The following is a 25,084-nucleotide window of genomic DNA, read 5'->3' on the forward strand; positions in this document are numbered from 1 at the left end:
TAGCTAACAATTAGGCACAGGAGGAGGAGCACGACGAACATGATGACGAGCCGCAGGTGGAAGAGCTGCCGCTGCCGCTGGATGCCGCCGTTGACGGAATAGCCTCCACTTGATCAAGTTCAATCAGTTCCAGGTCCAGTGCTTCCAGTTCTTTATTTAAATCTTTCATTATTTATCATCCTTTTCATAATTAGTATTTTATTATCATTGCGATACTGTTACTCTTAAGCACAGGAAGAAGAGCACGACGAGCATGAGGACGAACCGCAGGTAGAGGAGCTGCCGCTGCCGCTGGTTGCGGCTGTTGACGGAATAGCTTCCACTTGCTCAAGTTCAATCAGTTCCAGGTCCAGATCTTCCAGTTCTTTGTTTAAATCCTTCATTTTTTCATCATCCTTTTCATAAAATTAGTGGTTAAGTATTCTTGTGAATCTGTCTGTCTTACGCGCAGGAAGAGGAACACGACGAACATGACGATGATCCGCAAGTGGATGAACTGCCGCTGCCGCTGGTTGCGGCTGTCGATGGAATAGCTTCCACCTGATCGAGTTCAATCAGCTCCAGGTCGAGATCTTCAAGCTCTTTATCGAATGATTTCATAGGTTACTTCACCTCCTTCAGTCCGTCCGGAATGCTGCTTACAGGCGCTCCGTTTCAGTGGTTATTGTCTTTCTGAAGTAAGAGTATCACAGCTTATTCAAGCCTTCACCGACTACCATTCCAGTAATTCCCACAAATAAATTGCGGTACGGCTGCAGGTTTTTTGCGGGTTAACCTGCTGATTCAGGTGTCAATACTGATAAAGCTCAACAAAAATATCCATAAGGGGAAGAAGACAATGAAGGAAGACGGAAGACAAGTACGGGGCAGAAGCTATCTGAATAAAAGAGTGTGCGGATTGTGGCTGATCTGGGTGGCCGCCATCCTGTTTGCGGGGCTGCTTGCGGGGGGAGCGCAGCTGATCTCCATGCCGGTATTTTCACTTGGGTATATGGCCGGGTTTTTCTGGATCTTGACCGGTAAAGCGGTCAGCCGCAAGCTGTCCTACGGACCACAAACCGCCTTTCAGGGCAAAATGACGCTCTACTCTATCATTCTAATGTTCGTGATTATGGTGCTGGTAGGCGGTCCTCACTTCGGAGACGGCAATTACCGGATGGTCTGGCTGGGGGCTTTTTTGGCAATAGGTCTCCATTTCATTCCGATGGCCTGGGTGCATGGACGTTCCATGTTTCTGCTGGCTGTTCTGCTAAGCACTAATGCTGTGGCCGGTATGGTCTGGCCGGAGCTGTCTTTTCACGCCTTGGTCTATGCGGATCTTGCTGTCAAAGTGCTCTGGGGGACTCTACTCCTCTTGTCTGGCCGCCCGGCTGCTGCTGAACCGTTCGCAAGCTCTTCGAATATCGCCAATTAGCGGAAATAAAGTGGAGATTAAGTTAAAAGTTGTCTAGTGAACTCAGATAGCGTATAGTATATTCCCATGTTGGAAGGGAGAGATTACTATGCTGAACAGGATTGAATCATTTCAAGGCTCCAGGCATTTCCGTCTGCAATATGTTGCAGATAGCACCGTTGCAGCGGTTGCGGTTCCAGGCACAGGCTCACTCGCAAACGCGGCCATTATTGATCTGGGGGGACTCACTCTGGTGGTGGATACATTCGCTACGCTGGAGGCGGCTCAGGATTTGAAGGCTGCTGCTGAGCATCTCACAGGGAACCCTGTATCCTATGTAATCAACACACACTGGCACAGCGATCATACCACTGGCAATCAGGTGTTTGCGCCTGACGCTCAGCTTATTGCAACATCGGGCACTCATGAGACGATGAATACATTTGCCAGAGACCGGGTAGCCCAGTACCAGAACAACAGAGAGAAGATGCTAGAGGCGATCGAAGAAGCTGAATTGCAAAGTCAGCAGGAGACGGATACTAAGCTACAGCAGGAAATGGCCTGGGAGAGTGCAACGGACCGTGAATTTGTGAATATGCTGCCGCAGCTGGTGCATACGGTGCCGACGATAACTTTTGACCGGCAAATGACCATTCACGGCAGCAACCGCAGCGCGCAGCTCATTACATATGGCGGAGGACACACACAAAGTGATGCCATTGTGTACCTCCCGGAAGATAAAATTGTCATCATCGGGGACCTCGTGCTCTCGAACCACCATCCGGTTCTGGCCAATGCCAACCCTCAGGAGTGGCTGCATATTCTGGAGCAGATTGAGCGGTTGGATGTGGAGACGATTATACCGGGGCATGGTGAAGTATGCTCCCTGCAACAGCTTCATGAGGTGAAGGGATACATAAGCAGAATGATCGCCATCGTGACCGAAGCCGTTCAGAATCAGCAGAGTATTGAAGAGATTGAAATACCCGAAGAATACCGGGCTTGGTACTTCACAACCTATTTCAAGACAAATTTGAATAAGCTGTATGACCTGATTACTGCATCAGGGGAGTAACAGAGAGTATTCGATGTACATCTTATAACCAGACGAGGCAAGAAAAGAGAGCATATCTCTTCTTTTCTTGCTTTTCTCTATGCAGGCTGTCCCTTCTTGAATACAAAACAGAGTGTATCTGCTTCCCCTATATATGTACTTAACTGAACAAGACAAGGAGAGCCGTGAAGATGTCCAGAATCATGATTGTGGAAGATGATCCGAAGATTGCAGATCTGCTGCACTCGGCTATTGAGAAATATGGCTATGAGGCCGTAAGGGTCAGGGACTTTCGCCTGGTGCTGCAGGAATTCGAGGAAATGAGACCGGAGCTGGTTCTGCTTGATGTGAATCTGCCCAGCTATGACGGGTATTACTGGTGCCGGCAGATCCGCAGGGTCTCCACCTGTCCTGTGCTGTTCATCTCGGCGCGCGACGGTGAGATGGACCAGATCATGGCGCTTGAGAACGGCGGGGATGATTATATCACCAAGCCGTTCCATTCCGGAATTGTGCTCGCTAAGATCCACAGCCATCTCCGGCGGGCCTACGGGGAATATGCGGCTAAACGCGAGGAGCTGGTGCTCGAGAAGGAAGGGCTGATGCTGTATCCTGAAAGGCTTGAACTGCAGTACGGGCAGGCGGTCGTGCCCCTTACCCGCAAGGAATCGGATCTCATCGAGAGTCTGATGGAGCGTTACCCGAGGGTTGCCAGCCGGGAAGCGCTGCTGGAGAAGCTATGGGACCCGCAGGCTTTTGTGGATGAGAATACGCTGAATGTGAATATCGCACGGGTGCGCAAGAAATTCCAGGAGCTGGGGATGGAGGATGCCGTGCTTACCGTCAGGGGTTCGGGATACCGGCTCAACAACAGCTGGTCAGAGGGGGAGTCATGAGGCTGTTTCTCCGTGAGCATGCGTTGTTATTGGCTGTGCAGATCGTGCAATTCGGCGCTATGCTGTCCATTTACTGGCTGGACGGCTACCGCGATCTGCCGACCGCGCTCTATGCGGTCTTCATAGGCTTCTTCTTCCTCAGCTGCTACTTAATCTACCAATATATCAGCAGGCGCCGTTATTATCTCCGCCTCAGCAGACCTCTGGAGACACTGGACGAATCCTTTCAGAAGCTGGAGAACCACCCTGTATCCACTGCGCTGGAGCAGCTGCTGCACACCCAGTACGGCTACTATCAGCAGCAGCTGACGGCGGTGAAGCAGCAGCAGGAGCAGCATCTGACTTTCATCGACCAATGGGTCCATCAGATGAAGACGCCGTTGTCGGTCATAGAGCTGACCGTGCAGAATATGGACGAGCCGGAGTTTGCCAGCATCCGCGAGGAGCTGGAGCGTATGCGCAGCGGACTGCATACCGTGCTGTATATGGCCAGGCTGCGGGCTTTTGAGAAGGATTTCCACATCAAGCCTGTCGTCCTGCCGAAGCTGGTGAACGAGGTTGTCCATGATCACAGACGCCTGTTCATCCGCAGCCATATCTACCCCGAGGTCCGCGCCTCCGCTCCGGACATTACCGCCCAGACGGATGAGAAATGGCTGTTCTTCATGCTGTCGCAGATTATGAACAATGCCATCAAATATTCAGCGGCGGCTAACACGGAGAACGGCCGGAAAATCACTGTAGACTGTTATCTCAGAGGAACGGATGCGGTCATTGAGGTCAAGGACCGGGGAATCGGGATTCAGGCGTCTGATCTCAAACGAGTATTCGACCCTTTCTTCACCGGCGACAACGGGCGCGGACTGCGGGAGTCTACCGGAATGGGGCTGTATCTGACGAAGGAGTCCGCAGACCGTCTCGGACACCGGCTTGAGCTGGAATCGGCGACCTGCGAGGGAACGGTGGTGCGGATTATTTTGACGGCGAATCCTTAGCTTAGCTTACAGGCATGTAATAAAAGTGAAATCTAAATCGATGGCTGAGCTGCTGCCGTCTCCGGTATATTGGTTACAGAACAAGTGTGTTGCACACATAGAGGGGGAGTACAGCCATATGCTGGAGGTAAAAAAGGTCAGTAAAATCTATGAAGGAAACGTCGCCTACCGGGCATTGACCGACATTGATTTAACCATTGCAGCCGGAGAATTCGTGGGGATAATGGGACCCTCGGGCAGCGGAAAAACCACTCTGCTGAATCTGATTGCCACAGTGGACGTTCCGACTACCGGAAGCATTAGGATTGATAACAAGGACACGGGCAAGCTGGACAAAAATGAGCTGGCGGTCTTCCGCCGCCGGGAGCTGGGGTTTGTGTTTCAGGATTTCAATCTGCTGAACACCCTGACTGTGGAGGAGAATATCGTGCTTCCGCTGACACTGGATGGAACCCGGGTCAGTGAAATGAAGCATAAGGCCCGGGAGATTGCCGGTAAGCTGGGGATCAGCGCCATTATGAAAAAACGCACCTACGAGATCTCCGGCGGACAGGCCCAGCGGACAGCAATCGCCAGAGCCATGATTCATTCGCCGAAGCTGCTGCTGGCGGATGAACCTACCGGCAATCTCGATTCCAAAGCCGCCAGGGATGTGATGGATCTGCTGGAAACGCTCAACCGTGAGCAGTCCGCGACGATGATGCTTGTTACCCATGATGCTGTAGCCGCCAGCTATTGTCACCGGGTCGTCTTCATTAAGGATGGCAGATTCTATACGGAGATTCACTGCGGGGATAACCGCCAGAGCTTTTTCCAGAAAATCATCGACACACTTTCGCTGTTAGGGGGATATAGCCATGACATTCCGCCAGTTCGCATTCCGTAATGTCACCCGGAACATGAGGCTATACACCGCCTATTTTCTCAGCAGCATGTTTACCGTGATGATCTTCTTTACCTTTTCCATCTTTGCCTACCATCCGGTGCTGAGCGGGGACAATATTCAATCCAGTGCGGCTCTTGCGCTCTCGGTCTCCAAATGGGTGATCTATGTGTTCTCCTTCTTCTTCGTGCTCTATTCCATGAGTGCATTTCTGCAATCGCGGAAACGGGAATTCGGGCTGATGATGATGCATGGCATGACGGTCCGGCAGCTCCGGCGGATGATCTTTCTGGAGAATATGATCGTCGGGTCAGGCGCCACGCTCAGCGGCATCGGACTCGGCGTTATTTTTGCCAAGGGGATTCTGCTTGCCGGGGAGAATGTGCTTGCGCTGAACGAGCCGCTGCAATTCTATTTCCCCTTCAAGGCGATAGTGCTGACGCTGATCTCCTTCCTGCTGCTGTTCGTCCTGATCTCCCTGTTCATCTCTACGGTGCTGCGCAGCGGCAAGCTGATCACGCTCATCCATTCCAACCGTCAGCCCAAGCCGGAGCCGAAGGCCTCGCTTCTACTGTCGTTGCTGGTGGTAACACTGCTGGGAATCAGCTACTTCCTGTCTCTTCGGGCGAGCGGTCTGAGTGTGGTGCTGCTGCTCGCGCCGGTGGTCATTATGGTGTCAATCGGAACCTATCTGCTGTTCACACAGCTCAGTGTGTACCTGATCCGTAAGCTGAAGGCGCGTGAGCAGCTATTCTGGCGCAGAACCAATATGCTGCTGCTCTCTGATCTGGCCTACCGGATGAAGGACAACGCGCGTTCCTTTTTCCTGGTCGCGATCATCTCTACTGTGTCCTTCAGCGCGATAGGAGCCTTATACGGCTTCCAGTCGATGATCAACGGAGCGCTGACACAGAAGAATCCCTATCTGTTCACCTATCAGTCCTTGGATGGAGACAGCAAGGTACAGGCCCATATACAGCTGATTGACGAGAGCCTGGGCAGAGCCGGGATTGCCGCCGAGAAAACAGGTCTGGAGCTTAACTACTATAAGGCTATGGAGGGCCGGACAATGGTTCTGGTGAAGCAATCCGAATATAACCATGTAGCCGAGCTGCTGGGGCTAAATCCCATCCGGCTTACCGCAGGGAAAGCAGCCGTTGTAGATTTCGGCCTGTCCCGCGAGGGAGAAGAAATGCTCAACCAGCCAGTCGAGCTGCAGTCAGGAATCATCATCGAGGCGGACCAGGCTATCGTATCTTGGGCGGTGCGGGGAGTCAGCGGTTATTACGTCGTCCCCGATGAATGGATCGGCAAGCTTGGACAGCCGCTCAAAGTGAGCCGGTATTATGCATGGCACGGAGCGATTGGACAGCCGGGTGCAGAGAAGGCAGGAGCAAAGCTGACGAATGAGCTTCCCTATGATGAGCAGTATACTTTCTATGCACTCGAGTATTTAACCTCCAAGACGAATGACGGCTTTGGCCCCGTGATGTTCATCGGTTTTTTTGTCGGGATCGTATTTTTTGTCTCTGCCGGCAGCTTTCTCTATTTCCGGCTGTACAGCGATCTGGATGAGGACAAACAGAAGTTCAGGGCCATCTCCAAGCTGGGGCTAAGTGACAAAGAGCTTCGCCGGATATTGAACCGCCAGCTCAGCCTGCTCTTCTTCGCGCCGATCGTGGTCGCCCTTATCCATGGAGCCGTTGCCCTTACAGCGTTGTCGCATATGTTCCAGTACTCCATATTCAGGGAGTCCCTGCTTGTGCTGGGCCTGTTCTTCGTCATTCAGGTAATCTACTTCTTCATTGTCCGCCTGTTCTACACGAGGCAGATCCGGTCCGCGCTGGCCGGATAAGACCGGTAGCGCAAGGCAAAGAAGCCGCCCCGTAAGGGAGCGGCTTCTTGCTGTATACATGGTCTATTCCAGCTGGACCCGTGGTTATTCTAACTGCACCCGTTCGGATTCTGCGCAAGCAGCGCCCGCCCTCCGTTACGGCAGAACCGAGAAGGTGATATCGTCGAACAGCATATAAGCGAAGCCGCTGGTATAGAAGCCGACCTTGCCGGACGGGCGGTGGTTCGGATCGCTGCCGGAGAGCCTTGGCGAACCATTCACAGATACGGCGATATCTCCGCCTCTCACCGTTACCTTCACATCATATTCCGTATCCGGCAGCAGGTCATGCCCCGGCAGTACACTCTCGGTAAGCTTCTGCCACGCTGTATCATACAGGATCCAGGAGGAAGATCCGTCTGCCCGGGTCCGGTAGCCGATCCGGGTGGAGCCGGAGCTGTCCTGGCGGTCGAAGATGTACAGGATGCCGTTATCCGGCATCACGGACGGCGTCTTCAGCTTGAACTCCAGCTGATAATCCGTGAAGCTGCGGTCCAGCAGGCCTGACGCGCCGTTCAGCAGCTTATAGCGGCGGTTGCCGTCCGGATCAGCGGCGATGCTGCGGTTAGGGTCCACCGGCCAGCCGTTGCCCCCGTTCTCGAAGTCCGTCTCATGCATAATATTAGAGACGGTGACGGTAATATCCGCCTTGATGAGCGGATTCACCGTAGACACCGCCGAGATGACCGTCTGCCCCTCGTATACGGCATGCACAACGCCCGTATTGTCCACCGTAGCGACCGCCGGGTTGGCCGACTGCCAGGTCACGCCTGTATCCGGCGTATCCGCAGGGTCGAAGGCCACCTGCAACGGCCGCTGCTCCCCTGCGGCCAGACGCACCGCGCTCTCCGCCGGAATAATCCCGGTCAGCGTAGTCGTCAGAGCCTTGAACTGAATGTCATCGAAGTGCATCTGGCTGACATTGCTGACGTAGAAGCCGACTTTGCCCTCTGCATTGTGTCCCGGATCATTGCCCTTCAAGCGGAAGGCTCCGTCCAGATAGACGCTGATATCGCCGCCCTTCACAAGCATTTTGACACTGTATTCTGTATCCGGCTGCAGGTCATGCCCCGGCAGCTTGACTTCCTTCAGCACCGTCCAGGCCGAATTGTACAGCAGCCACGCAGAGCTGCCGTCCGCCCGGGTCTTGTAGCCGACCCGGCTGGAGCCGCTCCCGGCCTGACGGTCGAAGATATACAGGGTCGCATTATTCCCCATCACCTCCGGCGTCTTCAGCCTGAAGCTCAGCTCATAGTCGGAGAAGGTCTTGGCACTGAGCGATGAGGCCCCGTTCAGTACCTTGTACCAGCGGTTCGTGCCAATCTTCTCAATGCTGCGGTTGGCATCCTGCAGCCAGCCGTTCGCACCGGATTCAAAGTCCGTGAAATCCATCACGCCGTCGCCGGCCTCCACATGAACCGTGACCGTGGCGGTCAGCAGCGGATTCTCTGCCGAGGCTACCGTAATGACCGTGCTGCCGACCGACTGGCCAGTAACATTACCTGCGCCGTCCACTGCCGCGATGGCGGGATCAGCCGAAGTGAAGGTCAGGGCGGGATGATCCGCATTCCACGGAAGCACTGCCGTGCGCAGCTTCACCGTTTTCCAGCGGTCCACGGTTATTTCATTGTCATAGACGGCAACTCCCTGCACGGGATAGCTGTCCGGACTGGTTGTCGTGCCCGCCCTGCCGTCAACGCCGATATCGTTAAACGGAATGTCAGGGAAGCCGGGAATGGCACCAAAGACATCCGCATCCGGCCGCAGCGACAGATCGCCTCCCGCCAGGTCGGTGAAGCCGGGATCTGCGGCAGTCACCCAGTTATTCGCATACTGGACCAGTCCGAACTTGTCGTAGGCCCCGTACACATTGGTCGTTACGCTGCGTGGAACCGACGGGTTGTAGACGACATTCCCCTGGAACGTATTGGTGTCGGGATAATACCGGTTCTCCGTGAAGAAATCCGCCAGCTCGGGATACTTGGTCATATAAGGGGTGCCGGTGAAATTATTGTTCGCCGCGAACAGCGCCTGCCACTTCGGCATGTAGTTGAGCGGCACCTGATCATCCGGCTCGTCGCCCAGGAACATATCCGCATAATCATAAGGAATCTTGCTGTCGATGAAGATATTGTTGCGGGTCAGGATATGGGATCCGCCGTTATTTTTAATGGCCGAATTGCCCATCTTGTAGAAAATATTCTCGTCAATGGTCAGTCCCATCGTGAAGTTGTCGGGGTATACCCCTTCTACTCCGGCTTTGCTCTCACCGATGTTATGGAAATAATTGCGCCGGATGACCGTCCCACGCTCATGGGGCTGCTCCCCCGCATTCATATAGATCGCGCCGAGATCCGAGAAGGTGGTGCATACGTCATAGATCTCGTTATACTCCACGGTATGGTCATTGCCGAAGATCAGCACACCGGGATGGGGCGCGTCATGCAGCTCATTGTTCGACATGCGGTTACCGACGCCGGACAGCAATACACCGGGATTATAGGCTTTGTGGTAGTAGGCAAAATCGTGGATATGCGAGTTCTCCACCACATTGTTCCCGGGCGCAAGCGTTGTCTTGTTGCCTCCCGCCAGCGTGACGGCAGTGCCGCCGATATGATGGATATGGCTGCTGATAATGGCATGGTCCGTACCCGGCGCCCCTTCGAAATTGTTGTAGTAGAACCGGCTCTGCGTATTGACCAGCACCCCGCTGTTGGTGAAGTTACGGATCTCGCTGTTCAGGATACGCATATGACTGCCGCCCATGAATACGGCTGCCGAATCACGGCCGTTCTCCAGAATAAGCTCGGAGAAGTCGATGTACGAAGCATTCAGTGCGTTAATCATCGGACTCTTCAGCATTGTGATTTCAATATCGGGATTCGCGGCAGCGAACTCGGCGTTCGGCAGGAAATACAGCTTGCCGGCCGGGCGGTCGATATAATATTCGCCGGGCATATCGATTTCCTCCAGCAGATTCTGCGCGAAGTGGAAGTCAGGGTACCAGTTCTTGAAGATGCCGCTCATCTCCCCGTAGCGGAGGGTGATGCTCTTAGCGGCCGTATCGATGGAAGCAATCTTATTGTACGACCATTCCCAGCTGTAGCCGAAAATCCCGTCCAGCCAGATATCGTCTGCCTGCGTCCAGTACTGGGGCCGGTCATACGTATAGGTGAAGGTGCCCCCGCGCGTATGCACTTCCCCGTTCGGGTCCTTCCGGGTCGGACCGGGATCAAGGATTTCATCCATCTGGACGGTGCTCTCATTGGGCCAGCGGGCCAGGGTCATGCCCTGCCCGGCCACATACAGCTCCATCGGCGGCACCTCGCTGAGATCATTGGCCAGATAATAGCCGTGGCGGCTGAGCTGGCCGTAATCGGTGATGCCCAGTGCTCCCAGATCTGCGGCCAGCACCTTCGTTCTCGCCTCCGGGCTGATGATCCGGCCGAGAATGGCCGGATCCGTGACCGGAACGAATGCCGATTTGGCCAGCTGGCGGGAGCCTGACAGCGTAACCGACTCCCCCGGATAGGCCGTGTACGTGACCGGCTTGCCGGCTTCGCCCGAATCCTGCTCCCGCAGCTCGAAGCTGGACGTCCGTTCATACCTGCCTCCACGCAGATACACCGTAACGCCGCCTTCCGGCAGTCCCTCCTCCGCTTTGAGCGTCCGGATGGTATCGCGTGCTTTCTCAAGCGTCAGAAATGGGGCATTCAGCGTCCCGGCATTGGAATCGCTTCCATTATTGGCCACATAAAAAGCGGTCCCGGACAATACCTCCTCCGCATGTACAGGGGACGCAAACGGAGTAGAGGGATTGAGCGTGAACAGCAGACTGGCCGCAAGTGCCGCAAGCAAACGTTTTTTCACCAAGGCTCCTCTTCCTTTCAACGTGGGATGTAGGGGCTTACTTCTTCAGACCTTTATCCTTAAGGAATTGTTCAAATTGTTTGGTGACTTCAGCCACGTATTTTTCTTCGCCCGCTTCCTTCAGCTTGCCGTACAGCGCAGGCCAGGTTTCTTCGAAATCAAGCGTTCCGGTCACGAGTCCGCGTTTGTATTCTCCCCACACGGCATTCAGGTTGGCAATCTCCGTATTCACCGGCTCGGAATTAAATTTGAAGGCACCTACAGGATTAACCTCGGAACTCGAGTTGATCTTCTTGGTCTCTTCCCAGACATTCTCCGGCTGTCCTTCCTTCAGATACGAGTTGAATACGCTGCCGAATACCCAGTCCATGTTCGGCAGATAACGGGAGTCCGCTTTGGCCTTGATGTACTCCCCGTCCGCCTTGTCATAATGTTCACCGGCAATCCCGTTACAGAGCAGATTGTACAGCTCCTTGTCGGTATTCACCAGATTCAGGAACATCATGGCACGCTCCGGATTAGGGGCGGTACGGCTGATCGACTGGTTGGTGGTCGCCGAATAGCCGTTGGAGAACCAGTCGCTGAGCGGAACCGTAATGACCTCGTTGCCGCCGTTTTTGGCCTTGACCTCCGCTTCCACGCCCGGCTTCAGCGTCACGTTGAAATCGACGGCAATTTGGCCTTTGGCGAGGTAATCATTCGCTTTTTCGGTAGCGGCATCCTTGTAAATATAGCCCTCCTTATACCATTTGCTGGCCAGCCGGAAATTGTCCAGCTCTTCTTCCGGATAGCGCTGAAGCGTATACGTCGGATCATCGGTTTTGATATAAAAATGGTCATCCAGACCGGGAACTACCCAGTACTTGTCGTCATGCGACTGCGGATTGATGAAGGAAGTGCCGAATACGCCAAACGGAATGATATCCGGCTCGTTCTGCTTAATCTGGGCCAGGAACGGCTCGATGTCTTCTATTTTTTTGATGGAAGCGGTATCAAGATTATACTTGTCGGCAAAACGCTTCTGGATGATAAATCCGTAACGGGAGCCGTTGATCTGCTGGTTCGGGATACCGTAAATCTCCCCGTCCACCGAGAGGCCGTCCCACATCACCTGCGGCACCTCCGCCTTCAGCTCCGGCGCGTATTCCTCCAGCAGCTTATCCATCGGCTGAATCGCGCCCTTGCGCACCAGCTCTTCCGGCTTCAGCATGTAGCCGGTCCAGAGAATGTCGAACTTCTCGCCTGCCGCAAGCACCGTGTTCATCTTCTGCACATAATCCCCAATCGCTACAGGCATCAGCTTGACGGTGGCATTGATCTTCGCCTTCGTAATCTTGTTGACTTCCTCCTGCACCTTATCCTGGTCTGCCTGAAGCTGGGACAGCGGATAATACCAGGTCAGCTCGACCGGCTTCAGCTCGCCATCCTTCCCGCCTTCCGCAGCCGCACTTTGCGTTGCCTCCGCTCCGCTTCCTTCCGTGCCCTTAGCGGCATTACCGTTGCCGCCGTTATTGTTCCCTCCGCAGCCTGACAGCACGGATGCAGCCAGCAATACGGATGCCAAAACGCCAACCAGCCCTTTTTTCATGTAAGTGACCTCCTGTACTTAGTACATGTAATGTATGTTAACCCTTTAGGGAGCCAACCGTAAGCCCTTTGACGAAAAACCGCTGAAAAAACGGGAAAATCACCAGCATCGGCCCGCCGGCCAGTACGGCAATTGCCATCCGTGCCGAACTGTTGGGGAAGCTGCTCAGATCAATGCCAAGCTGCCCGGTAAATTCAGAGTTCGTCGTGAGAAACTCGATGCTGTTGAGCGTCCGCACCAGCAGAAGCTGCAGCGGCACCTTGTTCGGATCATCAATGTAGAGCATCGCGTTAAACCATTCGTTCCAGTAGGTGAAGGAAATCAGCAGGCCCAGAGTAGCCAGCGCAGGCGTTGAGAGCGGCAGGATGATCCGGAAGAAAATACGGAATTCCCGTGCGCCGTCGATTTTGGCCGATTCGATGATCTCCAGCGGGATCTTGGACATGAAGCCCTTCATGACCATAATGTTGAACGGCGACAACAGAATAGGCAGAATCAGCGCCAGCAGGCTGTCCTTCAGATGCAGATATTGCGTAATCAGAATGTAGGAAGGAACGAGCCCCCCGCTGAACAGCATGGTGAAAAATACATAAAAGGTCGTCGCCCGGTTATACCGGTAATCCTGCCTTGAAATCACGTATGCCGTCATCGCGGTCAGCAGCAGCCCGGTCAGCGCGCCGATGATGGTTATCGTGAAGGTCACGCCATAGGCCCGGAGCAGGATGTCAGGCGCGTCCAGCAGATAGCGGTAGGCATCCAGACTGAAGGACTCGGGGATGAACTGGTAGCCGTTTGCAGTCAGCGACTTTTCATCCGTCAGCGAGACTGCGATGACCAGCACAAACGGCAGAATGACCACCAGCGACAGCACCGTAAACAGCAGATTAATGAACAGCTTGGAAAATTCGAATGTTTTGCCCATGCTCAGGGCACCTCCTTACCACAGGGAATTATCGGGATCGACCTTGCGCACAATTCCGTTGGCCGTCAGCACCAGCACCAGACCGACCACCGACTGGTAGAAGCCTGTAGCCGCAGACATGCTTACATTGCCGACTTCACGCAGCGCGCGGTACACATAGGTATCAATGATGTCAGTAGAGCCGTAGAGAAAGCCCGAGTTGTTCGGGATGAAATAATGCAGGCCGAAGTCGCCGCGGAACATATTGCCGATAGACAGGATCAGCATAATGATGATGATCGGGGCCATCAGGGGAATCGTGATTTTGAAGGCCATCTGCCGCTTGGTCGCCCCGTCGATCCGCGCCGCTTCGTAATATTCGCTGTTAATGCCGATAATGCCGGCAAAATAAATCAGCGTGTTGAACCCCACCACCTTCCATAGCTGGACCAGAATAAGTATCACCGGCCACGGCCCGGCATCCTGGTACCAGCTCACCGGGTTCAGCCCGAAGGATTCGAGGGTGCGGTTGATAAATCCGTCCGAATGGTTCAGGAAGGCGTACGCCACATAACCTACAAGCACCCAGGACAGGAAATGCGGCAGAAACAGGGCCGTCTGGTAGAACTTGCTCCATTTCGCCTTGATTTCGTTCATCAGAATCGCCAGCAGCAGCGCTGCCGAGGTCCCCACCAGAATGTACGCGGTATTATATAGAACCGTATTACGGGTGATCCGCCACGCCGTATCCGTAGTGAATAAGTAACGGAAATTGTCCAGTCCCACCCACTTGCTGCCGAAGATCCCGAGATCGTACCTGTAGTTCTTGAAGGCGATAATCAGGCCGATCATTGGAATATAGGCAAAAATCAATTTGTACAGCAGTCCCGGCAGCGAGAGCAGAAACAGCTCCCGGTTGTTCCGGAAATGGTGAAGCTCCCTTCCGATCCAGGTCTTTTTGCGCGTTGCCGCAGGCGCACCCGGACTTGCTTGTTGTTCCGCCAGTGGAACCTTATTCAACATAACCAAAGCCCCTTCCTTTCCTTCCTTAGCTGCAGCTGTGTGCCTGTGTCCCAGGCTTTGCACGACTAACATAGCGCAGAACCAGGCCACTGCGTTACTGTACAATTGCAAGATTGCTGTAGATCCGGGCTGTATTGTTGCCAGATTCCTGCTCCGGCCGGGCCGTGGCATGCATCGCGCAGCAAAAAGCCCGCTATAGGAACAATGTCCATTAGCGGGCCTGGCTTAAGGCTGAAAACCCTGTTTATTGGCTTTGTTTATTTGCTGCGGTCAATGGCCGATTTCAGGCGGTATTCCTTCGGCGTGGTGCCGTAGCGGCGTTTGAACAGGCGGTAGAAATAGCTTTCATTCCCGAACCCGACCTTCTCCATAATCTCTGTCACGGTCAGGTCCTTCTGCTCCAGATACTCTCTGGCGCAGGCCAGGCGGGCTGCGTTGATCTGATCAACCACCGTCGTTCCTTCCTGCGCCTTAAATACCTGACCCAGATAGACGGAGCTCATCTTGAGCATGTCGGCGATGCGCTGCACATTAAGGTCAGGATCGGCGTAATGCTTATCAATAATTTCCTTCACGGTCTCCGCCAGCAGCCTGTTCTTGTCCTCGCGCCCGCTCCGCCGCTGCTCAGCGACCTCACGCACCACCTCCAGGAGCACAGCCTCGATCTCATCCAGCGTTTCCTTTTCCAGAATACGGCGGTTGACGGCCTGCAGGTTGACCGAGACCGGGTTGACGTTGCGGCTGTTCATCTCGCCAAGCGTGTTGCTTAGCGTAACTGCAAGATGAAGCACCGCAGAGAACATATTCTCGTAGCTGAAGCTGCCCAGCAGCTCTCTCCATTTGCGGATCGTCTGCTCCGTCTCTGCCAGATCCCCGCCCTTCAGTCCCTCCGTCAGCTGCCGTTCCAGCTCCTGCGGGATGCGCAGGGATTCATTTGCCTCATTCTCCCGGAGCATCCCCGGCTCAAGCACTGCCCCCTTGCCGTAGATCATCCGGTAGCCGGAGTGGCGGATGGCCAGATTGTAATGCCGGGTGATGTCGCGGTAATCCGTGAACACTTCGCTCAGCGTAACCGTGAAGGTAATATGGTAATAGCCTTCAATCGTCTGCTGCAGCCCTCTGAAGCGCTCCTCCAGCTGTGCAAGGCTCTCTGCTGTACTGCCGAATATAAAGACCAGATGGCCGCTCTTCATATCGGCCGCTTCACAAGTGCCTTCCAGCCGCAGCTGCTCCTGGCCGATGTTGGCAATGGCGAAATACAGCAGGGACTCCATCGGCAGCCCCGGTTCGGCGGCAAGCCCCTGCAGATTATCAATCTGCACCAGCGCCAGACGGAGCGGAGACGGATAAGCGATGTCAATGCCATGCTGCTCCCTGAGCTGCCTGAAGGCAGCCTCATCCATGCTGTGGCTGGACCCGATCAGGCTGCGCAGCTGATAGAGCTTGGCAATATTCGACTGCGAGGCCCGCTCCAGCTCAAGCCCCTTCAGCTTGCTGATCATCTCGGTCACATTAGCCGCAATCAGCGACAGCTCATCCTTCGCCTGCGGAGTGCCGTGCGCCTTCTGCGGCACCAGCGTCAGCAGCTGGCCGACCGGCTTATACAGCCGCACCGCAAAGAACACGGACAACAGCACGGCCAGCAGAACAACAGACAGCGTAACCGCGATTTCCGTCCATTTCATCTGCCGGACGCTGCCCAGCACAACATCGTAATCCTGCATGCTGACAATCTGCCAGTTGTTCAGCGCTTTGCTCAGATAAGTGACCTTATACTTCCTGTCTTCATGTGTATAATTGAAGGAATCCAGCGGCTTGCCCGAGGCGCTGATCCGCGGCAGCAGCTCACCCCTGATATTCAGCCCGGCAGGAAGCAGGCCGTCCGTAGAAATAAGCACCTCACCCTCGCTGTCCGTTACGAACAGGACATCATTCTGCCGCTCGGCCACCTGGTTAAGCGCTTTCATATTATCCAGCATCCACCCCGGCTTCACCGTCAATATCAGCACGTTGTCATTGATTGAACCCAGCGACTCCCCGTCATACAGGAAGAAGGCAAAGACATCTATGCCCCCGCCCCTTCTGTCAAGGTCCAGGGGAATTAGCTGCAGCTTGGGCAGATCCGCCCGTGAGCCCATGTAACCCTTCAGGGAATCGTACAGAACACGGTTATCAATCTCATGATTCAGCGACGAGAAGAACCGGTGCTGGGCGCCGTTATAGAACACGGCAGCGTGCAGATAAGGGGAAGCCGCCACGGTATGATTCAGGCGCTCGATCTTGAGAATGCTCTGCCTGTAATCCGCACCTGACTTCAGGGCCAGCAGCTCCTCATCATTGTATAGAGATACGGCCAAATCCTTAACGATGCCGTTCATGTTCTCTATGTTGTAATTAATCTGGGTCAGCAGCTTGCGGTCTGCCTCGTTCTGCAGGCTGAGCACCTTGCTGCGGGCACCCGAGTTCACAAACAGCGAAGCGGCCGCCAGTGTGGCGACAACAAGCATGAAGCTGAGCAGAATCCGCTGTAAATATTTGCGCGAGCGGATTGTCTGAAGTATATTCATGGTCCTCTCTCCCGGCTCTTAGGGTGACACTACTATAATCCCGCGCTATTTTGCTTGTCAATCAGGGTTTTGGGAGCAGGGCTGCTCCAAGAGGGCATCCGGCTCCTCATGGAATAACTCCCGCAGCAGCACCTGCGCCATGATCTTGTGGCCGGACAGATTCGGGTGGATACCGTCCCCGTAGCGGTAAGAGGCATGAAGCAGCCGCTCATGCCGGATATGCTCCAGCAGCGGTGTACGTATGTCGATGACGCCGTCTGCAGGACAGCCGCCGGAGATCAGCCAGTCCGCATAACGCTCCAATACACGGTCATAATCCCGGTAAGGCGCGAGATAGCTGAAATCAGCCGCCTCTGCGGGCTGCAGCGGACCGTCCATCGAGGCGGCGTGAAACGGCTGCGGTGTCAGCAGCACGGCAGCGGCTCCCGCTTCACGGATAAGTGCGCTCAGACGCTTCATCCCGGACTGATAGGCTGCAAAGCGCGCTTCCGAGAAGGGATGATAGATCCCGTCATTCATCCCGTAACAGGCAACGGCCACATCGGGACTGGCCGCCGCCAGCTCGCCTGCCAGCCGGTCATGGACACAGGGCCGCGGAAATGGATGCGCGGCTTCGCTGAGCCCCGAGACGGTCTCGCTGGGAACCCCGCACGCAAGCAGTTCCACCGCCAGCTCCGGGCGGTGCCTGCTTAAGCCTTCCCGGACCAGGCTGATATACCTGCCGTCTGCCGTAATACTGTCCCCGAGGAACAGTATCCGCAGATTACTTGGTTTTTCTTTATGATTCAGTACGCTGTGATTTAGTAAATGAAGCATTCTTTTCCCTCCTGACCATTACGCAGGTCCCCCCGGCTGTCCCCAGCCAGGCAAATATGCCCGCAATCTAATGGTAGCGCCGCCCGCCGTTCTCCGCCTTGACGATCCCGACCTTCTTTAGCATAATATTGCCATGACAACCAAAATACTAGCGCGGGACATTGGACTTGAGCCTGGCTTCACCTTCAGAATCCAGAAGTGCCCGCTGACCCATGATTACTACGTCCACAGCCATGACTTCTCCGAGCTGGTCGTCATTCTGTCGGGAAACGCCGTGCATATCATTGAAGGGAGAGAGTATCCGGTTACCGCCGGGCAGGTTTTTCTGATCCACAGCAACGTTTCCCATGGCTACAAGAATGTCGAGGGCATCGAATACGTCAATGTGATGTTCCAGCCTGAACAGCTGCTCCAGCAGTCCGAGCTCAGACTGCTGCCGGGGTTCCAGGCATTATTCTATATCGAGCCGTTCTACCGGAAGGAGATGTACTTCAAGGGCATGCTCTCCCTGGAAGCCGGGCAGCTCCAGGAGGCGACACGGCTGCTGGATGACATTCTGGAAGAGCATGACCGTCAGCCTGAAGGATACCGGCTGATGATCCGCACCTATTTCACCGCCTTGGTAGGCATGCTCTCACGTTATTATCAGAACAGCAGCGGCCACGAGGATAACAAGGCGCTGCGGATCGGTGAGACGGTCACCTATATCGAGGAGCATTTCCTGCAGCCGGTCACCCTGCAGTCCATGGCGGATATGGCCTATATGTCCACCCGCCAGTTCCTGAGAGTGTTCACCCGCAACTACCAGACCACGCCGATGGATTATGTGATCCGCAAGCGGCTGGATTATTCCTGCACGCTGCTGCGCAGCCCCGGCCTGAGCGTCTCCCAGGTGGCGATGGACAGCGGCTTCCATGACCAGAATTACTACTCACGCCAGTTCCGCAAAGTATTCAACTGCACCCCCACCCAGTACCGCGAGCGAATCCTGAATTCCTGACCTTATCCCCGGCCATTGCTCAGATTTCCTCCGTATCGGCGGCGGCCTCATCCCGCATGCGCAGCCGCCGCCGGTATGCCCCGGGGGTGACACCGTACCTCATGCTGAACAGGCGTGTCATATAGTTCGGATCCTGAATACCGACCCGTTCGGCAATTTCAGCAATGTCCAGCACCGTACCGCCAAGCAGCTTCCTCGCTTCCTCCAGGCGCCGCTGCAGCACATACTGCAGCGGCGTCGTGCCGATATGCTGCTTCATGCACCTCGTAATATAATCCGCCTGGAAATGCAGCTCCTCCGCAAGCCCGGCCAGATGAAACGGCTGTCTCCAGTGAACATCCAGATAGGCAGCGGCAGCCCGGGCCAGCCGGGCCGCCGGCTCCGGCTGGCCCGTCCGCTGGCATTCCGCCTGCAGCGCCGCCAGCAGACCGGCCAGCAGCAGCTGGAGCCGGAGCGCGTTCTCTGCGCTCAGCCGGCTGTGAATCTCGTTCATCTCCTGCAGTACCGGCTCCAATGCCTCTATATCAACCGGGGCGAATTTGGGCAGGTACAGGCGCTGCTGCACAGACGGCTCCTCATCCTCCACCGTTCCCTTAGCCAGCAGTGAAGACCAGGGGATCTCCCCGCGCCGGATATATCCCGGCTTATGCTCATGGATGAAGTGCACCCAGTAAATTTCCGTATCTTCCGCACAGGCCCGGTACCCGTCATGCGGCCTTCCCGCCTCCAGCACCAGCAGTTGTCCCGCACCCACTGCGTATTCCTTGCCTTCCTCTGCCATATAGAGCGTTCCCCGCTTGACCAGCAGCAGATCGTACACACCGAACGTGCGGGCGAAATGCCGGTCCCCCGGAGACCAGACCGCATGTCCCACCGTAACCAGCTGCGGCAGCGGGGGAATCGCAAATTCCAGGCACAGCATCATAGCTCCCCCTTGTCTCAGGTCGATTTTGTGCTATTCAAAGTCTATATTATCACTGGCTGCCACGGCGGAAAAGAGGTACATTGACTGGGAATCCGCTTTTCATCCAATTCTCTAAGGGGTTGTGTATCCATGCGTTTCCGTCAGATTCATCTTGATTTCCATACTTCCGAAGCCATTCCCGGCATCGGGCAGGCCTTCTCCAAATCCCAGTTCCAGTCCATGCTGCGCTCAGGTCACGTCGACTCGGTCACCGTATTCTCCAAATGCCATCACGGCTGGGCCTATCATCCCAGCGACGCCAATGAGATTCATCCCGGCCTCTCCTTTGACCTGCTGGGCGAGATGATTGAAGCCGCTCATGAAATCGGGGTCAAGACCCCGGTCTATCTGTCAGCCGGTCTTGATGAGAAGCTGGCCCGCCGTCATCCGGAGTGGCTGATCCGCGATGCCGAGGACCGTACACGCTGGGTAAAAGACTTCATGACCCCGGGCTACCATGAGTTCTGCCTGAACACGCCTTACCTGGACATCCTGCTGGCCCAGATTCATGAAGCCGTCTCCCGGTACGAGGCAGACGGTATCTTCCTCGACATTGTCGGCGTCCGCAAGTGCCGCTGTCAATACTGCATCGCCGCCCTGCGGGCAGCCGGCCGGGACCCCCGCGACGAAGCAGCCGTCATCGCCCTCGGCGAGCAGACCTACCTGAATTATGCCCGCCGTGTGCGGGAGACGATTGATGCCGTGAAGCCCGGCCTGCCGGTCTATCACAACAACGGCCATCAGCAGCGGGGACGCCGCGATCTGGTACAGGTCAACAGCCATCTGGAGCTGGAGTCGCTTCCTACCGGAGGCTGGGGGTATGACCATTTCCCGCTGTCGGCAAGGTACGCCCAGACGCTCGGCATGGAATTCCTCGGCATGACCGGCAAATTCCATACCTCCTGGGGCGAATTCGGCGGGTATAAGCATCCGAACGCGCTGCGGTTCGAAGCCGCGCTCAGCCTCGCCCATGGCGCCCGATGCTCCATCGGCGACCAGCTTCACCCTTCCGGCTGGATGGATGAAGCGACCTATGCCCTGATCGGCGCCGCCTACAGCGAGGTGGAGGCGAAGGAGGAGTGGTGCAGCGGGGTTACGTCCGTTGCAGATATTGCCGTCCTGTCCCTGGAGGCTGCACGTGAAGCCAGCTCCGGCGGACAGGCACGCAGGGGGGAACGCAATCTGGCCGATGCCGGTGCGGTACGCATACTGACAGAAGGCCATTACCTGTATGACATCGTAGATACGTTCAGCGACTTCACCGCCTACAAAGTGCTGGTGCTGCCCGATGAGGTGCCCGTATGGCCGGAGCTGGCCGACGCGATCGGGGCCTTTACCGCCGGAGGCGGCAAGGTGCTGGCCACCGGACGCTCCGGCCTGAATCCGGAAGGCGATGCTTTTGCACTGAACCTGGGGATCAGCTGGCTGGGGGCCAACCCTTACCGGCCGTCTTACTTCAAGCCCCATTTCACGCCCGGCGCCCTGCTGCCCGCCTCCTATGTAATGTACGGCGAGGGTCAGCTGGTGGAACTCTTGGAAGGACAATCGCTCGGTCATCTGGAGAATCCTTATTTCAACCGTGATGTCTTCACCTTCTGCTCGCACCAGCATACGCCGGGTGCACAGGAGGATAACGGGCCGGGGATGGTGGAGAGCAGCAGCGGGATCTATATTGCCTGGGATGTATTCAGCGAATATGCGGATGCCGGCCATCTTATCCTGAAGGAAATGGTGCTGCATGCACTGTCGCGGCTGCTTCCGCTTCCTTCCCTTCGCACTACTCTGCCGGCCCGGGGCATAACGACCTTGCAGTACCAGCAGGCAGAGCAGCGCTATGTGCACCATCTGCTCTATGCCGCTCCCGCCCTCAAAGGCCGGATCGAAGTCATCGAGGATATTGTGCCGCTGCGGGACATTTCCGTCAGCCTGCGCCTCCCCTCCTCTGACCCCGTCCACCGGGTCTATCTGGCCCCGTCGATGACAGAGCTGCCGTTCACCGTCAGCAGCGGGGGCGGGATCACCTACACGATTCCTTACCTGGAGAATCATCAGATGGCGGTAATCGAGCTGGTGTAGATTAGGTCCATTTATAGTAGAATAATAAGAGCTATACCATTGCCTAGAATGAGAGGATGACCGGGATGCTTCAGTCCATTGTGCACATTGCTCTAGTCGTTAAGGATTATGATGAAGCTATAGAATTTTATACCAACAAGCTGAATTTCACATTAGTTGAAGATCTCTATCAGCCCGAGCAGGATAAAAGATGGGTCGTAGTCTCCCCTCCCGGATCATCAGGCACTACCCTTCTGCTGGCCCGGGCGTCGAAGCCTGAACAGGAGTTCTTTATCGGCAATCAGGCAGGCAGACGAGTATTCCTCTTTCTGAACACCGATAACTTCTGGCGAGATTATCATGAAATGGTCTCCAGGGGGATTGAATTCGTTAGAGAACCCAAAGAAGAAGCTTATGGAATCGTTGCGGTATTCAAGGATTTGTACGGCAACCTGTGGGAGCTGCTGCAGATGAACGCAGACCACCCGATTTCCAAGCGGATACAATGATTGCACAGCACTGCGGCCAAGTCATTGGACTCCAAATGTATCTCGCAGATAGTTATCAAGAATCTGAAGGGGCTCGTGTAACGCCTGGTTTGGAAACTTATGAGTTACCTTATAGCCTACTCTAGGGGGCACTGACACCGCCAGCTTCTGAAGAACAAATTCTCCCATCCCCTTCATATGGGCGCCAATCGAAGCGGGCACAATCGTCCATTGTCTGGCATTCGTCAAAAAAGTAGTGATGAGTCCCGCTGAGTCCAGATGTACACGGGACGGACACAGCGGGTCCCACCACTGGTCATGTCTGAATTGAAACTCCCGATTCCAATTGACGAGGACTTCATGCTCTGCCGCCAATTCTTCCATTTCCACCGTATCTCCAGCCTGCCGCCCTGGTACAGCCAAGCGCAACAGCACCATTTCTTCAGTGAAAAACGGTTGAACAGTAACGCTAGGCGACACAATTTCCCGTACCACAAACGCCACATCCATCTCACGCCGCTCAATACTATCAAAAGCCTCCTGAGTATGCTGCGTACGAATCTGCAATCGGATGGACGGAGTATGCTGATTAAGCATTCTATATACCGGAGGCAAGACAAAGTGGCTTATACTTTCGGCAGCGCTTATGGCCAGACTTAACTGCGAACCATTCGCCTTTAAAATTTGAGTTTCCCTCCAGAGCGCCTCCCATCTTTCCGCAATACTAAAAAAGTTCTCCCCTTTTGGGGTCAGGCTGATTTTGGCTGCCCCTTTTCTTCGCTCCACCAACAGGCCGCCCATCCCTTGCTCTAATGTCTTTAAGCGGTAACTTACCGTTGCTTGTGACAGATGCAGCAGATCGGCCGCTTTACTTATACTCCCAGTCCGTACGATAGCTAAAAACGCTTCTATCCCAGGAAAATACATAGAATACCTCCTCAATATATAGAAAATATTAATATAGTTCACAAAATATTTGCGTTTTACAACATTATTCTTTATGTCTAAAATTATCATTAACACAGACAAGGGGTCAAATAGTCCAGGTTATGAAAAGGTGGTTTAGCTATGAAGGTTCTCATCGTTGGTCATTTTAACGAAACTGCACAATCAAAGATTACCGGGTATTTTCCGCAAGACTGGAACGTTATCATTGTCCCGCCCGGACAAGATATGCTGCAGCATATTGAAGATTGCCAGGTCCTCATTCCTGAACATATCCAAGTGGACCCTAGCCTGCTGGCTAGCGCCAAAAAATTAAAATTGGTACAGACAGGTGCAGGTTATGATAATGTCGATATCCCTGCCTGCACACAGCTTGGCATTTGGGTGGCCAATGCGGCAGGAGTGAATGCACAGGCCGTGGCCGAGCACGTAATGGCACTAATGCTGGCTTATTATAAAAACATCCCGTTTCTTGATCATTTCATGAAAAACAGGATGGATGAACATCACTTGGAGTACACAGGAAGTGAATTAGAGGGCAAAACCATGGGGATTATCGGGCTGGGCGCTATCGGAAAAAAGGTAGCTGCGTTTTGCAGCGCTTTTGATATGAATGTGTTGGCTTATGCGAGAAGTACCGAAGTGCCATCGGACGGCATAGTGAAAATGACCGATTTCGATACACTCCTAAGCACATCCGACATCGTCAGTGTTCACGTTTCCTTGACTGAGCAAACCAAGCACCTGATGAACCAAGAAGTCTTCAAGAAAATGAAGGATACTGCTATTTTTATCAATACCGCCCGCGGGGGGATTGTCAACGAAAGAGACTTGCTAGACGCATTAAAAAACGGAGATATTTCCGGAGCCTGCTTGGATGTGTATGAATCCGAACCGCTTCCTATAGACAGTGAGCTCCGCACGCTGGATAACGTGATCCTTACTCCCCATACCGCAGGAATGCCTGACGGCCGGAAATTCCACCAAAAAAGATATGATTTCTTCATAAAGAATATAAAACGTGTACAAAACGGGGAAGAACCTGAAAGCAGGCTAAATCAGTTAATATAGTTTCAGTGCAATAAAAACAAAAAAGGTTTATGACATTGTCCAAAATACAATGTCATAAACCTTTTGGTAGTACCGGCGAGAGGACTCGAACCTCCACGGTTTCCCACTCGATTTTGAGTCGAGCGCGTCTGCCATTCCGCCACGCCGGCTTAATATCATATATATCCATCATGGATAATTAAATTTAAGATGAAAACATTCAATAAAGTAATGATGGCGCGCCCTGAGAGATTCGAACTCCCGGCCTTTTGATTCGTAGTCAAACGCTCTATCCAGCTGAGCTAAGGGCGCAAAATATGGAGCGGACGACGGGAATCGAACCCGCGACCCTCGCCTTGGCAAGGCGATGCTCTACCGCTGAGCCACGTCCGCACACGGTATGTATTCAACTGCTTTAATGAAAATGGCGGAACCGACGGGATTCGAACCCGCGATCTCCTGCGTGACAGGCAGGCATGTTAGGCCAACTACACCACGGTTCCAAGATAATATTGCGGGGGCAGGATTTGAACCTGCGGCCTTCGGGTTATGAGCCCGACGAGCTACCGGGCTGCTCCACCCCGCGTCAGTAAAAAATATTCTCTTCTAGCTTGCAAAGTCTGCATGGTGGAGGCTGAGGGGTTCGAACCCCCGACCCTCTGCTTGTAAGGCAGATGCTCTCCCAGCTGAGCTAAGCCTCCA

Annotated in this window: 21 protein-coding genes and 6 tRNA genes; 10 read left to right on the forward strand and 17 right to left on the reverse strand. The window is 54.5% G+C overall.

Annotated features, from left to right (window positions below; translation table 11 throughout):
- Positions 1-10: 10 nt before the first annotated feature.
- From C173_RS30390 to C173_RS34000, 3 genes are read right to left on the reverse strand one after another with little or no spacing between them, the layout of a single operon-like run.
- Positions 11-169, reverse strand: coding sequence for a thiazolylpeptide-type bacteriocin (locus C173_RS30390; protein ID WP_036732412.1), 159 nt, complete (start codon positions 167-169; stop codon positions 11-13).
- A gap of 55 nt (positions 170-224) precedes the next feature.
- The gene (locus C173_RS30395; RefSeq protein WP_036732414.1) at positions 225-383 is read right to left on the reverse strand and encodes a thiazolylpeptide-type bacteriocin; all 159 of its coding nucleotides are present in this window, start codon (positions 381-383) and stop codon (positions 225-227) included.
- A 58-nt stretch (positions 384-441) separates the two neighbouring features.
- Positions 442-600, reverse strand: a complete 159-nt coding sequence (locus C173_RS34000; protein ID WP_081751417.1) for a thiazolylpeptide-type bacteriocin — start codon at positions 598-600, stop codon at positions 442-444.
- Between the two features lie 238 nt (positions 601-838).
- Between C173_RS34000 and C173_RS30400 the strand changes: the two genes are divergently transcribed.
- The 6 genes from C173_RS30400 to C173_RS30425 all read left to right on the forward strand — a co-directional run bounded on the left by C173_RS30400 (position 839) and on the right by C173_RS30425 (position 7,076).
- Positions 839-1,414 (forward strand): DUF6609 family protein, encoded by a 576-nt coding sequence (locus C173_RS30400; RefSeq protein WP_051478671.1) that lies wholly within the window; start codon positions 839-841, stop codon positions 1,412-1,414.
- An 88-nt stretch (positions 1,415-1,502) separates the two neighbouring features.
- On the forward strand, positions 1,503-2,468 hold the full coding sequence (locus C173_RS30405; protein ID WP_036732416.1) for an MBL fold metallo-hydrolase: 966 nt from the start codon (positions 1,503-1,505) through the stop codon (positions 2,466-2,468).
- 170 nt (positions 2,469-2,638) lie between these two features.
- Complete coding sequence (locus C173_RS30410) at positions 2,639-3,343, forward strand: response regulator transcription factor (protein WP_036732418.1); 705 nt, start codon at positions 2,639-2,641, stop codon at positions 3,341-3,343.
- Positions 3,340-4,338 (forward strand): sensor histidine kinase, encoded by a 999-nt coding sequence (locus C173_RS30415; RefSeq protein ID WP_036732421.1) that lies wholly within the window; start codon positions 3,340-3,342, stop codon positions 4,336-4,338. Before C173_RS30410 ends, C173_RS30415 begins: the two co-directional genes overlap by 4 nt.
- A 118-nt stretch (positions 4,339-4,456) precedes the next feature.
- Positions 4,457-5,224: an ABC transporter ATP-binding protein gene (locus C173_RS30420; RefSeq protein WP_036732423.1), complete on the forward strand. Its 768-nt coding sequence runs from the start codon at positions 4,457-4,459 to the stop codon at positions 5,222-5,224.
- Positions 5,196-7,076: an FtsX-like permease family protein gene (locus tag C173_RS30425; RefSeq protein WP_036732425.1), complete on the forward strand. Its 1,881-nt coding sequence runs from the start codon at positions 5,196-5,198 to the stop codon at positions 7,074-7,076. Before C173_RS30420 ends, C173_RS30425 begins: the two co-directional genes overlap by 29 nt.
- A gap of 135 nt (positions 7,077-7,211) precedes the next feature.
- Here the strand turns inward: C173_RS30425 and C173_RS30430 are convergent, their stop codons facing one another.
- From C173_RS30430 to C173_RS30455, 6 genes are all read right to left on the reverse strand, one after another.
- Positions 7,212-10,985: an Ig-like domain-containing protein gene (locus tag C173_RS30430; RefSeq protein ID WP_036732478.1), complete on the reverse strand. Its 3,774-nt coding sequence runs from the start codon at positions 10,983-10,985 to the stop codon at positions 7,212-7,214.
- 37 nt (positions 10,986-11,022) lie between these two features.
- Positions 11,023-12,573, reverse strand: a complete 1,551-nt coding sequence (locus C173_RS30435; protein ID WP_036732427.1) for an ABC transporter substrate-binding protein — start codon at positions 12,571-12,573, stop codon at positions 11,023-11,025.
- Positions 12,574-12,610: 37 nt separating this feature from the next.
- Entirely contained in the window at positions 12,611-13,495 is an 885-nt protein-coding gene (locus C173_RS30440; protein ID WP_036732429.1) for a carbohydrate ABC transporter permease, read from the reverse strand.
- A 15-nt stretch (positions 13,496-13,510) separates the two neighbouring features.
- On the reverse strand, positions 13,511-14,497 hold the full coding sequence (locus C173_RS30445) for an ABC transporter permease (RefSeq protein ID WP_051478672.1): 987 nt from the start codon (positions 14,495-14,497) through the stop codon (positions 13,511-13,513).
- 257 nt (positions 14,498-14,754) lie between these two features.
- Positions 14,755-17,064: a helix-turn-helix domain-containing protein gene (locus C173_RS30450; protein WP_036732431.1), complete on the reverse strand. Its 2,310-nt coding sequence runs from the start codon at positions 17,062-17,064 to the stop codon at positions 14,755-14,757.
- Between the two features lie 57 nt (positions 17,065-17,121).
- Positions 17,122-17,880, reverse strand: a complete 759-nt coding sequence (locus tag C173_RS30455) for a GDSL-type esterase/lipase family protein (protein ID WP_051478674.1) — start codon at positions 17,878-17,880, stop codon at positions 17,122-17,124.
- 133 nt (positions 17,881-18,013) lie between these two features.
- On the opposite strand from C173_RS30455, the gene C173_RS30460 reads away from it, so the two are divergent.
- A complete protein-coding gene (locus C173_RS30460; protein ID WP_051478676.1) occupies positions 18,014-18,880 on the forward strand; it encodes a helix-turn-helix domain-containing protein in 867 nt (288 codons plus the stop codon).
- A gap of 19 nt (positions 18,881-18,899) precedes the next feature.
- On the opposite strand, the gene C173_RS30465 is transcribed toward C173_RS30460, so the two are convergent.
- Entirely contained in the window at positions 18,900-19,802 is a 903-nt protein-coding gene (locus tag C173_RS30465; RefSeq protein ID WP_036732433.1) for an AraC family transcriptional regulator, read from the reverse strand.
- Between the two features lie 132 nt (positions 19,803-19,934).
- On the opposite strand from C173_RS30465, the gene C173_RS30470 reads away from it, so the two are divergent.
- Positions 19,935-21,920, forward strand: coding sequence for an alpha-amylase family protein (locus C173_RS30470; RefSeq protein WP_036732435.1), 1,986 nt, complete (start codon positions 19,935-19,937; stop codon positions 21,918-21,920).
- Between the two features lie 65 nt (positions 21,921-21,985).
- The gene (locus tag C173_RS30475) at positions 21,986-22,408 is read left to right on the forward strand and encodes a VOC family protein (protein ID WP_036732437.1); all 423 of its coding nucleotides are present in this window, start codon (positions 21,986-21,988) and stop codon (positions 22,406-22,408) included.
- A gap of 21 nt (positions 22,409-22,429) precedes the next feature.
- Here the strand turns inward: C173_RS30475 and C173_RS30480 are convergent, their stop codons facing one another.
- On the reverse strand, positions 22,430-23,314 hold the full coding sequence (locus C173_RS30480; protein ID WP_036732439.1) for a LysR family transcriptional regulator: 885 nt from the start codon (positions 23,312-23,314) through the stop codon (positions 22,430-22,432).
- Between the two features lie 141 nt (positions 23,315-23,455).
- Between C173_RS30480 and C173_RS30485 the strand changes: the two genes are divergently transcribed.
- Positions 23,456-24,403 carry an NAD(P)-dependent oxidoreductase gene (locus C173_RS30485; protein WP_036732441.1) on the forward strand — a complete coding sequence of 316 codons (948 nt, stop codon included), beginning with the start codon at positions 23,456-23,458 and terminating at the stop codon, positions 24,401-24,403.
- Between the two features lie 70 nt (positions 24,404-24,473).
- On the opposite strand, the gene C173_RS30490 is transcribed toward C173_RS30485, so the two are convergent.
- From C173_RS30490 to C173_RS30515, 6 genes are all read right to left on the reverse strand, one after another.
- Positions 24,474-24,552, reverse strand: a tRNA-Leu gene (locus C173_RS30490).
- 65 nt (positions 24,553-24,617) lie between these two features.
- A tRNA-Arg gene (locus C173_RS30495) sits at positions 24,618-24,694 on the reverse strand.
- Positions 24,695-24,700: 6 nt separating this feature from the next.
- A tRNA-Gly gene (locus C173_RS30500) sits at positions 24,701-24,775 on the reverse strand.
- 32 nt (positions 24,776-24,807) lie between these two features.
- Positions 24,808-24,885, reverse strand: a tRNA-Asp gene (locus C173_RS30505).
- Between the two features lie 9 nt (positions 24,886-24,894).
- Positions 24,895-24,968 (reverse strand) — tRNA-Met (locus tag C173_RS30510).
- A 39-nt stretch (positions 24,969-25,007) separates the two neighbouring features.
- Positions 25,008-25,083 (reverse strand) — tRNA-Val (locus C173_RS30515).
- Position 25,084: the final 1 nt, after the last annotated feature.

Source organism: Paenibacillus sp. FSL R7-277 (assembly GCF_000517965.1).
Classification (GTDB): Bacteria; Bacillota; Bacilli; order Paenibacillales; family Paenibacillaceae; genus Paenibacillus_AQ; species Paenibacillus_AQ silagei.

Bases quoted from the DNA above. Each gene is read 5' to 3' on its own strand.
- C173_RS30390 (WP_036732412.1), bottom strand. From the start codon at position 169: ATGAAAGATTTAAATAAAGAACTGGAAGCACTGGACCTGGAACTGATT.
- C173_RS30395 (WP_036732414.1), bottom strand. From the start codon at position 383: ATGAAGGATTTAAACAAAGAACTGGAAGATCTGGACCTGGAACTGATT.
- C173_RS34000 (WP_081751417.1), bottom strand. From the start codon at position 600: ATGAAATCATTCGATAAAGAGCTTGAAGATCTCGACCTGGAGCTGATT.
- C173_RS30400 (WP_051478671.1), top strand. From the start codon at position 839: ATGAAGGAAGACGGAAGACAAGTACGGGGCAGAAGCTATCTGAATAAA.
- C173_RS30405 (WP_036732416.1), top strand. From the start codon at position 1,503: ATGCTGAACAGGATTGAATCATTTCAAGGCTCCAGGCATTTCCGTCTG.
- C173_RS30410 (WP_036732418.1), top strand. From the start codon at position 2,639: ATGTCCAGAATCATGATTGTGGAAGATGATCCGAAGATTGCAGATCTG.
- C173_RS30415 (WP_036732421.1), top strand. From the start codon at position 3,340: ATGAGGCTGTTTCTCCGTGAGCATGCGTTGTTATTGGCTGTGCAGATC.
- C173_RS30420 (WP_036732423.1), top strand. From the start codon at position 4,457: ATGCTGGAGGTAAAAAAGGTCAGTAAAATCTATGAAGGAAACGTCGCC.
- C173_RS30425 (WP_036732425.1), top strand. From the start codon at position 5,196: ATGACATTCCGCCAGTTCGCATTCCGTAATGTCACCCGGAACATGAGG.
- C173_RS30435 (WP_036732427.1), bottom strand. From the start codon at position 12,573: ATGAAAAAAGGGCTGGTTGGCGTTTTGGCATCCGTATTGCTGGCTGCA.
- C173_RS30440 (WP_036732429.1), bottom strand. From the start codon at position 13,495: ATGGGCAAAACATTCGAATTTTCCAAGCTGTTCATTAATCTGCTGTTT.
- C173_RS30445 (WP_051478672.1), bottom strand. From the start codon at position 14,497: ATGTTGAATAAGGTTCCACTGGCGGAACAACAAGCAAGTCCGGGTGCG.
- C173_RS30450 (WP_036732431.1), bottom strand. From the start codon at position 17,064: ATGAATATACTTCAGACAATCCGCTCGCGCAAATATTTACAGCGGATT.
- C173_RS30455 (WP_051478674.1), bottom strand. From the start codon at position 17,880: ATGCTTCATTTACTAAATCACAGCGTACTGAATCATAAAGAAAAACCA.
- C173_RS30460 (WP_051478676.1), top strand. From the start codon at position 18,014: ATGACAACCAAAATACTAGCGCGGGACATTGGACTTGAGCCTGGCTTC.
- C173_RS30465 (WP_036732433.1), bottom strand. From the start codon at position 19,802: ATGCTGTGCCTGGAATTTGCGATTCCCCCGCTGCCGCAGCTGGTTACG.
- C173_RS30470 (WP_036732435.1), top strand. From the start codon at position 19,935: ATGCGTTTCCGTCAGATTCATCTTGATTTCCATACTTCCGAAGCCATT.
- C173_RS30475 (WP_036732437.1), top strand. From the start codon at position 21,986: ATGCTTCAGTCCATTGTGCACATTGCTCTAGTCGTTAAGGATTATGAT.
- C173_RS30480 (WP_036732439.1), bottom strand. From the start codon at position 23,314: ATGTATTTTCCTGGGATAGAAGCGTTTTTAGCTATCGTACGGACTGGG.
- C173_RS30485 (WP_036732441.1), top strand. From the start codon at position 23,456: ATGAAGGTTCTCATCGTTGGTCATTTTAACGAAACTGCACAATCAAAG.